The 12201-nt window shown below is 34.9% G+C and carries 13 protein-coding genes; 9 read left to right on the top strand and 4 right to left on the bottom strand.

The window, feature by feature from the left end; all coding sequences use genetic code 11:
- Window position 1 precedes the first annotated feature (1 nt).
- From ISP71_02245 to ISP71_02210, 8 genes are all read left to right on the top strand, one after another.
- Complete coding sequence (locus ISP71_02245; GenBank protein MBL6662900.1) at window positions 2-1168, top strand: FtsW/RodA/SpoVE family cell cycle protein; 1167 nt, start codon at window positions 2-4, stop codon at window positions 1166-1168.
- Window positions 1158-2258 (top strand): undecaprenyldiphospho-muramoylpentapeptide beta-N-acetylglucosaminyltransferase, encoded by a 1101-nt coding sequence (murG, locus tag ISP71_02240; protein MBL6662899.1) that lies wholly within the window; start codon window positions 1158-1160, stop codon window positions 2256-2258. Before ISP71_02245 ends, murG begins: the two co-directional genes overlap by 11 nt.
- Window positions 2255-3658: a UDP-N-acetylmuramate--L-alanine ligase gene (locus ISP71_02235; GenBank protein MBL6662898.1), complete on the top strand. Its 1404-nt coding sequence runs from the start codon at window positions 2255-2257 to the stop codon at window positions 3656-3658. Before murG ends, ISP71_02235 begins: the two co-directional genes overlap by 4 nt.
- Window positions 3645-4370 carry a hypothetical protein gene (locus ISP71_02230; GenBank protein MBL6662897.1) on the top strand — a complete coding sequence of 242 codons (726 nt, stop codon included), beginning with the start codon at window positions 3645-3647 and terminating at the stop codon, window positions 4368-4370. The genes ISP71_02235 and ISP71_02230 overlap by 14 nt, the downstream gene beginning before the upstream one ends.
- 2 nt (window positions 4371-4372) lie before the next feature.
- The gene (gene ftsA / locus ISP71_02225; GenBank protein ID MBL6662896.1) at window positions 4373-5641 is read left to right on the top strand and encodes a cell division protein FtsA; all 1269 of its coding nucleotides are present in this window, start codon (window positions 4373-4375) and stop codon (window positions 5639-5641) included.
- 31 nt (window positions 5642-5672) lie between these two features.
- Window positions 5673-7358, top strand: a complete 1686-nt coding sequence (gene ftsZ / locus ISP71_02220) for a cell division protein FtsZ (protein MBL6662895.1) — start codon at window positions 5673-5675, stop codon at window positions 7356-7358.
- A gap of 2 nt (window positions 7359-7360) precedes the next feature.
- A complete protein-coding gene (locus ISP71_02215; GenBank protein MBL6662894.1) occupies window positions 7361-7795 on the top strand; it encodes a GatB/YqeY domain-containing protein in 435 nt (144 codons plus the stop codon).
- Window positions 7796-7943: 148 nt separating this feature from the next.
- Entirely contained in the window at window positions 7944-8252 is a 309-nt protein-coding gene (locus ISP71_02210) for an energy transducer TonB (GenBank protein MBL6662893.1), read from the top strand.
- A 1-nt stretch (window position 8253) separates the two neighbouring features.
- Here ISP71_02210 and ISP71_02205 read toward each other — a convergent pair whose 3' ends face one another.
- The 4 genes from ISP71_02205 to mutY all read right to left on the bottom strand — a co-directional run bounded on the left by ISP71_02205 (window position 8254) and on the right by mutY (window position 11650).
- Window positions 8254-8805, bottom strand: coding sequence for a gliding motility lipoprotein GldD (locus tag ISP71_02205; GenBank protein ID MBL6662892.1), 552 nt, complete (start codon window positions 8803-8805; stop codon window positions 8254-8256).
- A complete protein-coding gene (gene gldE, locus ISP71_02200) occupies window positions 8795-10021 on the bottom strand; it encodes a gliding motility-associated protein GldE (GenBank protein ID MBL6662891.1) in 1227 nt (408 codons plus the stop codon). The genes ISP71_02205 and gldE overlap by 11 nt, the downstream gene beginning before the upstream one ends.
- A 111-nt stretch (window positions 10022-10132) precedes the next feature.
- The gene (gene ssb / locus ISP71_02195) at window positions 10133-10555 is read right to left on the bottom strand and encodes a single-stranded DNA-binding protein (GenBank protein MBL6662890.1); all 423 of its coding nucleotides are present in this window, start codon (window positions 10553-10555) and stop codon (window positions 10133-10135) included.
- Window positions 10556-10612: 57 nt separating this feature from the next.
- Entirely contained in the window at window positions 10613-11650 is a 1038-nt protein-coding gene (gene mutY / locus ISP71_02190; protein MBL6662889.1) for an A/G-specific adenine glycosylase, read from the bottom strand.
- A 113-nt stretch (window positions 11651-11763) separates the two neighbouring features.
- Between mutY and ISP71_02185 the strand changes: the two genes are divergently transcribed.
- Window positions 11764-12051 carry an integration host factor subunit beta gene (locus ISP71_02185; protein MBL6662888.1) on the top strand — a complete coding sequence of 96 codons (288 nt, stop codon included), beginning with the start codon at window positions 11764-11766 and terminating at the stop codon, window positions 12049-12051.
- The last annotated feature ends 150 nt before the right edge of the window (window positions 12052-12201 follow it).

Genomic DNA, 12201 nt, shown 5'->3' with positions numbered 1-12201 from the left:
GATGAGTAAGCTAAAAAAATACATAAACTTAGAGGGCGATACTCGTATTTGGGGGGTTGTATTTTTTCTATCTATTGTATCTATTGTAGTAGTATATAGTGCAACGGGTGGTTTAGCCTATACTTCTTATGGTGGCAACACTTGGCATTTATTCTTCAAGCATTTCAAGTTTTTAATTGTTGGACTTGTATTAATGTATTTTGTTCATAAAGTGCCACATAAATATTTCTCTCGTTTAGGGCAATTAGGGTTCATTATTGCCATACCTATCCTTATTTATACTGTTGCATTTGGTACATCTATGAACGATGCTAATCGTTGGATTACTATTGCTGATATGCCAATAAACACTTTTGAAATTGGAAAAATTGCAATTACTGTTTTTCTAGCCCGTCAATTGGTAAGATGTCAAGACGAACTTAGCGATTTGAAAACGGTTTCTTGGAAATTATTTGCTCCATTAGTATTAATTTGTGCTATTATATTTCCAGCGAATTTATCAACTTCAGCGATGATATTTTTAGCAGGTCTTATGCTATTGTATCTTGGAGGTGTGCCATTTAAGTATTTGGCTTTATTGTTTGGGAGTATCCTCACTTTAGGAGTGTTGGTTATTAGTTTGTCTTTAACAGTCCCTGCCTTGCAAAAAACATTTCCTAGAGCACAAACTTGGGTCAATAGAATTGTTAATTTCTCAGAGAATAAAACTGTTAAAAGTGATGAAAATTATCAAGTGGCGCATGCCAAGGTTGCTATTGTAAACGGAGGAATAAAGGGTAGAGGACCAGGGAAAAGTACACAGCGTAATGTTTTGCCCTTACCTAATTCAGATTATGTTTATGCTATTCTAATAGAAGAATGGGGTTTCTTAGGAGGTTTTGCAGTCGTCTTTGCCTATGTGGTTTTACTATTGCGGGGTAAACGGATTTTTAATTTAGCTAGTGATCCATTAGCAGCCTATCTTGGGGTTGGTCTTAGTTTATCCATGGTTCTTCAAGCTTTTATAAATATGGCTGTTGCGGTTGATTTTTTTCCAGTAACAGGTCAAACTTTACCATTGATAAGTATGGGTGGTGTTTCGGTTATTTTCACTTGTATTTCATTAGGGGTAATTCTTAGTACCAGTCGAAGTGTTAACGTTTCTAAAATAAGTACCAATGTCAGTTAGAGTTATTATAAGTGGCGGTGGTACAGGGGGGCATATATTCCCTGCAATTTCTATTGCTAATGAGTTGAAGCAAAGAGTCAAGGATATCAATATTTTATTTGTTGGTGCTAAAGGCCGTATGGAAATGGAAAAAGTCCCTAAGGCTGGTTACTCTATCAAAGGGCTTAACATTAGTGGATTACAAAGGAGTTGGAAAGATGTTAGAAATATATGGTTTCCTTTTAAATTGATATCTAGTCTGTGGAAGTCGTATTGGATCATTAAAAAATACAAGCCCTCTGTTGTCGTGGGCACTGGTGGTTATGCGAGTGGACCTTTATTATTTGTTGCTTCTAAACTTTCTGTTCCAGCTCTTATTCAAGAACAAAATTCTTATCCAGGTATTACTAATAAATTGTTGTCGAAGTCGGTTCAGAAAATATGTGTTTCATACGATAATATGGAACGTTTCTTCCCTAAATCTAAATTAATGATGTTAGGTAATCCTGTTCGTCAGGATTTACTTGATTCGGCAGAAAAAAAGACAGAAGCCGTCAAGCATTTCAGTTTAGACTCGAGTCGTAAAACGTTATTGGTAGTAGGGGGTAGTCTTGGGGCAAGAACAATTAACCATTCTATAGCTGAGCTCGTTCAGCAATTCGAAGAAAAAAACATTCAATTAATTTGGCAGACAGGACTTTCTTATGAAAGTACTGCCAAGGATTTGTGTCAATCGCTTTCTAATGTACAAGCCCATGCTTTTATTTACAATATGGATTTAGCATATAGCGCAGCAGATATAATTATTTCAAGAGCTGGAGCTAGTACAATTTCGGAGCTTTGTCTTATTGGCAAACCAGCTATATTAATTCCTTCTCCAAATGTAGCTGAAGATCATCAGACTAAAAATGCAATGGCTTTAATTGAAAAAAATGCCGCCCTGATGGTTAAGGATAGCCAAGCTCAAGAGCAGTTAGGTCAAGTTATCTTCGATTTATTAGAACATGAAAACACTCAACAACACTTAGGAGACAATATTAAAAAGTTAGCCATGCCAAATTCAGCTAAACACATTGTTGATGAGGTGTTAAAATTAGTACAAGAAAAATGAATATTAAGTTAGTCGAACATATATACTTTGTAGGGATTGGAGGTATAGGTATGTCAGCTTTAGCACGATACTTCAACGCTAAAGGCAAGAAAGTTAGCGGCTACGATAAAACACCATCGCCTATTACTGATGCACTAACAGCAGAAGGAATGAGTTTACATTTTGATGAAAATTATATTCCTAAGGAGATAAAAGATGCTGATTTTCAATCAGTCCTTATAGTTTATACACCTGCAGTAAGTCAAGATAGCCCACAACTAACTTCTTTTGCTTCTAAAAAATGGACTGTTCTAAAACGAGCTGAGTTATTGGGTTTAATTACAGAAGACGCTTACACAATAGCAGTTGCTGGTACTCATGGCAAGACAACCACTTCTTGCATTTTAGCTCATATACTTAAATATTCTGACATCTATTGCACAGCATTCTTAGGAGGTATTAGCAGTAATTATAATACTAACCTAATTCTTTCAGAATCAGGTGATATTGTAGTTGTGGAGGCCGATGAATACGACCGTTCTTTCTTAAAGCTATCTCCTGATATTTCAATCATTACATCTCTTGACGCCGATCATTTAGACATCTACAATGATATTGATGATATGAAGAATACATTTAAAATGTTTGCATCAAACACAAAGCAGAATGGTATGCTGTTGGTCAATAAATCCATCGATGTTGATTTTGAAGCTCCCCTAGATGGTAGCTTAATGACTTATTCTTCAACAGTTAGAGCAGACAACACAGCCTTCAACTTACGAATTAAAGAGGGTTCACAATATTTTGATGCTAATTTTAAGGAGATTATGCCAGGTCAAGTGTATGAATACGAGTTAAAAGATATTCAACTGCAATTACCAGGAAAACACAATGTAGAGAATGCCATTGCAGCTATTGTTGTAGCGTCTTCTTTAGGTGCTAAGCATGAGAAAATAAAAGCCGCTATAAAAGATTTTAAAGGAGTAAAAAGAAGATACGATTTACATGCTAAAGGCAAGTATGTGTATATTGATGATTATGCCCACCACCCTGAAGAAATTAAAGCAACACTAGTAGCGACTAAAGAGCTTTTCCCAGAAAAAAAGATAACGGTAGTATTTCAGCCTCATTTGTATTCAAGAACTCGAGATTTTGCCGCTGAGTTTGGCGACTCTTTGTCTTTAGCAGATGAGGTGTTGTTGTTGGATATTTATCCAGCAAGAGAAATGCCTATTGAAGGAGTAAATTCTGAAATGTTACTCACTCAAGTAGTAGATTGTGAAAAGTCCTTGCTAAAGAAATCTGATTTAGTTGAGGAATTAACTAACCCTAAAAGAGAACTTCTACTGACGCTAGGCGCAGGAGATATAGACCAATTCGTTGAACCATTAAAACACTATTACGTCAATGAAATGGATTAAAATTATATCACAATTTTTATTTGTAGGAGGTATCATTTTTCTGTTAGCTTTTACCAATACTCGATATAGCAATAAGACTTGTACAGATTATCGTATAAATCTAGCTGACGAAAACACTTCACTCATAACTCGAGGGGAGATAATTTTACTTATGGAATCTATTCAAGATAGTATTGTAGGCACAACCATTACTGAAGTACCTATCTATGAAATTGAGCGTAAAATAGAGAGTTTAAATAATGTGCAAAACGCTGAGGTTTATATCAACATGGAAGGAATGTTACATATAGATGTTTTTCAGAAAAAAGCTATTGTACGAATAAGTCCAAAAGAAGGTAAAGACTTTTATATGGATTCTGAAGGTTCAATCTTTGGGTTGTCACATAACTACACAGAACATCTACTTGTAGCTAATGGTAACATACAAGATAGCACAGATTATATGACTGTTTTAGATTTGGCAAAATACATATATTCTGATAGCCTTTGGAATGCTCAAATTGTACAGATTTATCTAAAGGAGAATAAAGAAATAGAACTTGTCCCTAGAGTAGGGAATCATACTATATTGTTAGGAGACATAACTAACTTTCAAGAGAAACTTAAAAAGCTCTATTTGTTTTACGAGAAAGGAGTTAATCAAGTTGGGTGGAATAATTATAAAGAAATTAACCTAAAATTTAGGAATCAAATTGTTTGTGTAAAAAGATAATTATGGAAAACAACACAAAAATAGCAGTCGGTTTAGATATTGGCACAACCAAAATCACAGTCATCGTTGGTCAAAAAAATGAACACGGAAAGATTGAAATACTTGGAATGGGAAAAGCCCCGTCAACAGGTGTTATGCGTGGGATAGTTGCCAATATTGATAAAACTACACAGTCTATCAACAAAGCCTTAGAGGAGGCCATAACTTCTTCTGGTATGCAAGTTAAGAATGTCAATGTTGGTATTGCTGGACAGCACATCAAAAGTTTACAGCATCGAGGACAGTTAGTTAGAGAAAATTTAGAAACTGAAATTAACGATGCCGATATAAATAAGTTGATGCAAAATATGTATAAACTTGTTATGGTGCCTGGTGAAGAAATCATTCACGTAATCCCTCAAGAATACATAGTTGATAAACAGGATAACTTCCCTGACCCTCGTGGTATGGTGGGTGTTCAGTTAGAAGCCAATTTTCATATTATAACGGGGCAGACTGCTGCGATTTCAAACATCAAGAAATGTGTAAATAATGCTAGTCTAGCTATGACAGGATTGACACTTGAACCTTTAGCCTCGGCAACTTCTGTTCTTGACCATCAAGAGTTAGAAGCAGGGGTAGCTTTAGTGGATATAGGCGGAGGAACAACTGATGTAGCAATTTTTAAAGATGGCATCATACGACATACAGCCGTAATACCATTTGGCGGTAATATTATTACTCAAGACATAAAGGAAGGCTGTTCAATACTAGAAAACCAAGCTGAGCTTTTGAAAATAAAGTTTGGTTCAGCCTTGGCAAGTCAAAATAAAGAAAATGAAATCGTTTCTATTCCAGGTCTAAGAGGTAGAGACCCTAAAGAAATATCCTTAAAAAATCTAGCTAATATCATTCAAGCTAGAGTAGAAGAAATTATAGAATTAGTACATCACGAAATCAAAAATTCTGGTTACGAAAATAAACTTATTACGGGTATAGTGCTAACTGGTGGAGGTAGTCAGCTCAAGCACATAGGTCAATTGGTTGAGTTTCATACTGGCATTGAATGCAGAATAGGATATCCTAATGAACACATTGCCTCTACTTCACCAATTGATGTAAGTAGTCCAATGTATGCTACTGGAGTAGGATTAGTGATGAAATTCTTAGAAGAAGAAAATGGCGATGAATTGAGTAGTGTCCAAAAAAGTGGAACATCTAACGCAGGTTTGGGTGATTTTTTCAAAAAAATGCTCGATAAAATCGACAAATATTTAACAAATGATGAATAAACTGAACTATTAATAATTAATAATTAAAACAATGACAAACGAAAGCGTATTAGCATTCGATTTACCAAAAAACCAATCTTCAGTTATCAAAGTAATTGGAGTAGGTGGAGGTGGTAGTAATGCTGTAAACTACATGTACGAAAATGGTATTGATGGCGTAGATTTTGCGGTTTGTAACACAGATTTACAAGCCTTAGAAGCAAGCCCAATAACCACAAAAATTCAAATAGGTGCCGAAATAACAGAAGGACTTGGTGCTGGTGCCAATCCTGAAGTTGGTCGCCAAGCTGCAGAAGAAAGTATCGAACGTATTGAAGAACTGCTGGAAAGCAATACCAAGATGCTATTTATTACTGCTGGTATGGGAGGTGGAACAGGAACAGGTGCTGCGCCTGTAATTGCTCGAGCTGCTCGTGAAAAAGAAATCTTAACAGTAGGTGTTGTTACTGTACCATTTTGGACTGAAGGAGGTTACAGAAAAAAGTATGCCGAAAAAGGTTTGGAAGACTTAAGAGCAAATGTTGACACTCTGTTAGTAATTAATAATGATAGACTCATTGAAGTATATGGCGATTTGACTTTAAGTCAAGCCTTTGCCAAAGCCAATGAAGTATTGAATACCGCTACAAAAGGTATAGCAGAGGTTATTTCTCAAACATTGATGGTAAATATTGACCTTAATGATGCTAAGCGAGTACTTAAAGATAGTGGTAGTGCTGTAATGGGACAGGCTTATGCTTCTGGTGAAAACCGTGCTATTGATGCTATTGAGGCAGCCTTAGATTCACCGTTATTACACGATAATAACATCAAAGGTGCTCAGCAAGTTCTACTGAAAATAGTTACAGGTTCTGGTGAGAAAGAGATTAGAATGACAGAGTTGTTCAGTATCAAAAAACACATACAAGATGTCGCAGGTTCTGATGTCAATATTATTGAAGGAATCGGTGTTGAAGAAGGTATGGACGATGAAATAAGCGTAACAGTAATTGCAACTGGTTTTAAGGTCAATAAAAACATTGGACCAGCTAAACCGATTACTCCTAAAATCTATGAGTTAGATAAAGACGAGCAAACAGAAGAAGTTGCAACTGAAGAACAAAGTGTTGAGCTTAGTTTAGATGATACTGAAACTGTTGATTCTTTCGAGTCAATGTTTGATACTAGAGCTGATGAATCTACTGAGCAACCACAAGGAACTTTGAATTTTAATACGGAAGAAGAATCACCTGTATTGAATTTTGAACTCGAAGAAGAAGGTTCTGAAGAAAGCCCTATAGACTTTCCAATTGCTATAGAAAATATTAAGCAAGACGACCCTATCAACTTGACGAGTGAAAATGAAGATGACAATGACGAAGTAGTAGTTCACACTCTTGAATTGGAAGAAGATTCTCCAGAGGATGTAATAACAGATTTAAAAGATGATGTGGAAAAGGAAGAATTCACTCAAATAAATCACGGTATTTCTGCAGAGCAAATGGCTTTAAGAAGTCGCCAGCGTATGGAAAGGCTTAGAGAAATAACTGTAAAATTACGCACGCCCTCTGGACTTACAGATTTAGAAAGTGAACCGGCTTATAAAAGAAGAGAAGTCGAATTAGATGACGTTGTTCATTCTTCAGAGTCTGATAATTCCTCTTATGTATTAGGAGAAGACGATGATAAAAATGTAGGTCTTAAACCAAATAATTTTTTACACGATAACGTTGACTAATTATGGATATAAATCAATTAATAAAAGAAGCCATGTTAGCCAAAGATTCGGTGCGTTTATCCTCTTTGAGAGCCATAAAATCAGCGTTTTTAGTGGCACAAACCGAAAAAGGTGCTGGCGAACTTGATGATGCTGCTAGGCAGAAAATCATACAAAAGCAAGTCAAGCAAAGAAAAGACGCAGCCGCCATTTATTTAGAGCAAAATCGACAAGATTTAGCCGATGATGAGATGGCACAAGTTGCTATACTCGAAGAGTTTCTTCCAGAGCAGTTAAGTGAAGATAAAATTCGAGAAGTCGTTACTGCTGTAATAGCTCAAGTAGGAGCTAGCAGTATGGCTGATATGGGTAAAGTTATGGGCTTAGCCAACCAGCAGTTGGCAGGTAAAGCCGATGGCAAACTCATTGCACAAATTGTGAAGTCACTGTTGTCATAGTAAAAATTAATGTTCAGTTAAAAAGCCCCAACAATATGTTGGGGCTTTTTTTATTATATTTGATTAAATTAATTCTGTCTATTACCTTTTTTCAAGTTTTTCCTATTCGTTATTCGCTACCAATGTACTTGTTGTAAATAACGACTCTGTGTATGAACAAGTCGATGTATTTCCAGAGTTTGTGGGGGGTATGGATGCTATGACAAGCTATATTCAAGAGCATATAGTCTATCCAAAAGAAGCTATAGCTAACAAAGAAACAGCTCGAGTTTTTGTCGAATTTGTTGTCGATAAATCGGGTAGTGTTAAAGACGTGCAATTGAAAAGGCAAGGAAAAAAATACTTTGATGATGAAGCAATAAGAGTCGTTTCTGAAATGCCTAAATGGAAGTCGGGATTGCTGAACGGGAAGTACGTGAATATTAGATTAGTTCTGCCTATTGTTTTTAAACTATAAATCACTTCCACTCCCAGCTTTCAATAAGTCGATAAATATCGTCTTTTATGAAATTGGTAATTGGAGTTATGGAGTCGTTTTGAGCAGAATTAAAGTATAAAGCACCTCTAACAAAATGATTTAAACTGTCGGTTAAATAAAACTGCATAGGTGTTGCTGTACTTCCTTGAAAAGTATAAACCATGCCATACACTTTTAAAGAATCTTTAATAAAGACTTGTTCGCTAATAGCTTCTGCAATTTGGGCATGTTTGTAGGCAAGTAGTCTGCTGTCTTCTGTATATTTATTCAAATCACCCTTAAGGTGTTTATAGCTCATATGTACTTTGCCATTGAAGTCATTAAATTCTAAATCAAACCAACATTCATTTTCGTATTTAAAATTGATGTTACTGTAATTGGGTTGCTGAAAACTATATGGGCAACTACTTTCAAATAATGTTGTGCTTTGCTCAGGCAAATCTACTCTAGAATATCCCCAAGGTTTGGGAGTGTAGTCGTTGTTACAAGCAATAAAGATTAAAGCACAAAAAAGGTAAAGTTTATTGCTCATTAATAGTAACTTTTATTCGTTTAACTCTTGTTTTATCTACAGATTCTACTGTAAAAGAATATTGCTCATAGTTCAGTACCTCTCCATTTTCAGGTATGTTGCCTTTCATTTCAAGTATTAGTCCAGCAAGGGTGTCTGATTCTCCTTTAATAGGGTCAAAAAAGTCGATTTCCCCATCTATAGTCTTTAGTACGTCATTCAAAGATGTTTTGCCTTCAAAAATATAATTAGAGTTATCTAGTCTAGAGAAATGTATGCCATCATCATCAAATTCATCGTTTATATCTCCTACAATTTCTTCAATAATATCTTCAAGTGTAACAATCCCTGAAGTGCCTCCATATTCATCAACCACAATGGCGAGATGTATTTTTTTCTCTTGAAATTCTCGCATTAAATCATCAATCATTTTGCCTTCAGGAACAAAAAACGGAGTTCTTATTAAATTACTCCATTCAAAATCTGTATGATTTAGAAATGGTAATAAATCTTTGATATAAAGTATGCCTATTACCGTGTCAAAATTCTCTCTGTATACAGGTATTCTTGAATAGCCACTTGAAATTACTAATTTCTTGACAACTTCAAATGGGGTGTTTTGCTCAAGAGCATTTACATCGACTCTTGATTTCATGATTTCTTTTACTTGAATGTTACCAAATTCAACGATACTTCTAAGAATTCTTTTTTCTTCCTCTTTAGTGTCATTTTCTCCAGCCAGATCTAGTGCTGATGACAAGTCATCAACAGATATTTGATAGCCCTTGGCGTTAAAACGTTTTTCGATTATAGACGTTGATGAAACTAGAAGTTGGCTAAGTGGTTTAAATAGAGTACTTAGTAAACTTAATGGGCCACTCATTCTTTTAGCAAACGTTAGAGTTTTTTGATTGGCATAAACTTTTGGAATGACCTCACCCAATAACAGTAATGCGAATGTGACAACTACTACTTGAATAACAAAGCTGAAAATTGGATGTTGAGTATAATCCAATAAGCTATCGGTCATATAGGTTGAGAGTATAATAATGGCGACATTGATAAAGTTGTTTGATATCAATATGGTTGCCAACAAATGATTGGGTTTCTGAAGTAATTTTTTAATCTGGGTGACACTTGTTTTATCTTCTTCTTCCTGCCATTTGGAAGCGTCCAAAGAAAAGTAAGCCACTTCAGAACCTGATATCATTGCAGAGCAAAACAATAAGGATAGCATTGCTATACTTGCTAACAACAAGTTTAGGTCTAAGTTATTAGTAGTTAAATTTTCTATTAAAAGTGTGAGTTGCTGAGGGTCTTCGTCCAAAAGTAGGGTGTTTAGTTAGTCTTAAAACGGTAAATCGTCATCAGCTGACTCTTGAATTGGTGGTGTTGAATTGGTAGTTGCTTCATTTTCAGTACTTTCAACATGGTCTTTTTTACCTAACATTTCTAAACTGTCGCAAATAACTTCGGTAGTATATCGAGTTACACCATCTTTATCTTCCCATGAACGAGTACGCAGTCGCCCTTCTATATAGACACTATTTCCTTTTTTGAGGTAGGGCTCAACCACTTTTGCTGCTAATCCACCTCGAGTCACAACAGTATGCCATTCGGTTTGAGTGACTTTTTCATTAGTGTCTTTTTTAGTGTATGTTTCGGAAGTTGCCAATGGGAATCTCGCTAAAGAGCCGCCATTTTCGAAGTGTCTTACCTCGGGATCTTTACCCAAGTTTCCAACTAAGATTACTTTATTTACGCTAGCCATTTTTTTATGTTTTTAAGTTTTGCTTATAGTCAAATATAGCCTAATTATTAATAGGTATCAAATTTTAGCTTGAATAAATTTTTCAATGAGTCTTGATACCGCAAGCTTATCAATAGTTTCAATTTTAATTTTTTTAAAATTTGATGCGGGAAGTGTTTTTTGACACTTGATTTCCCAAAATCGAGCATTAATTTTTCTGTGACTTAAAATGTGCTTAAATTCACTAATTGATTCTATACTAAAGTCAATGTCTTTCATCCATGAATCAAATTGATTGTGGTTTAAAATTTCTTCAGTACTTTTTAATTCATCAAAAGTAATGAGTGGAAATTCATACATATTTTGCCATATTCCATCGTCTGCTCGTTTATTGACTAAAGTGTATCCATTCATTTTGAAAAAGAAGTATTCGAAAAAAACGGTTTTCACCTTGACTTTACCTTTTTTAACAGGCAAAAGATGTGTAGTGTTGTTAGCAAAAGCAACACATTCATCTTTTAATGGACAACTATTACAATTGGGTTGCTTTGGTTTACACATTTGAGAACCAAACTCCATTATAGCTTGGTTGTGAGTGTCAGCATCTTCTTTTATCAATAGTGTTTGAGCTATCTCAGAAAATTCCTTTTTACCCCTAGAAGTATCAATTGGGGTGTCAATACCATAAAAGCGTGAAAGTAGTCGAAAAACATTACCATCTACTACAGCATAAGGCAATTTGAAAGCAAAAGATGCAATTGCGGCTGCGGTATATTCTCCAACGCCTTTTAGCCTGATAATGTCCTTGTATTCTTTTGGAAAGAAACCAGCTTGCTGTATTTGTTTGGCAGCAAAATGCAGATTTCTTGCTCTTGAGTAATAACCTAAACCTTGCCATAATTTCAAAACTTGTTCTTCATTAGCATTGGCTAGTTCCGAAACGCTTGGAAATGTTTTAATAAATTTCTGATAATAAGGGAGTCCTTGTTTTACTTGAGTTTGTTGTAAAATAATTTCTGAAAGCCATATCTTGTAAGGATCTTTGGTATTTCTCCACGGCAATTCCCTTTTGTGTTGGGAGTACCATTTGATAATTTTAGAAGAGAAAAAATCCATAAAGTCGTAAATTCTAGCGAGTTATAGTGATAAAACACATCTGAATTAAATAAAAGTAAGTATATTTGCACGCGAAATTAAGATATTTAAACATCTTTTAAATCCTTTTAATTATGACAAAGTTAGAAATCGTTAATTCTATTTCTGATAAAATCGGTGTAGAAAGAGTCGATGTGCAAGCTGTAGTTGAAGCGTTTATGCACGAAGTTAAAAATTCTGTGTCTAGTGGAGAAGATGTTTTCTTAAGAGGGTTTGGCTCATTTATTGTTAAGCAAAGAGCACAAAAAACAGGTAGAGATATTTCTAAAAATACAACGATTATCATACCAGCTCATAATGTTCCTGCTTTTAAGCCCTCTAAAGAATTTGTAAATAAAGTTAAAACAAACGTTCAGTTATAAAAAGAGCTGAATAGAAAAGAGATTTAAAAATATTTAAAACAAAACGTTATGCCAAACGGTAAAAAAAGAAAAAGACATAAGATGGCTACTCATAAACGTAAAAAGCGTTTAAGAAAAAATAGACACAAGAAAAAATAGTCTTTGTACTAT

The organism is Flavobacteriales bacterium (genome assembly GCA_016779995.1).
Classification (GTDB): domain Bacteria; phylum Bacteroidota; class Bacteroidia; order Flavobacteriales; family UBA7312; genus UBA8444.
Note: the sequence above shows the minus strand (reverse complement) of the source record. Positions and strands in the feature narration are given on the sequence as shown.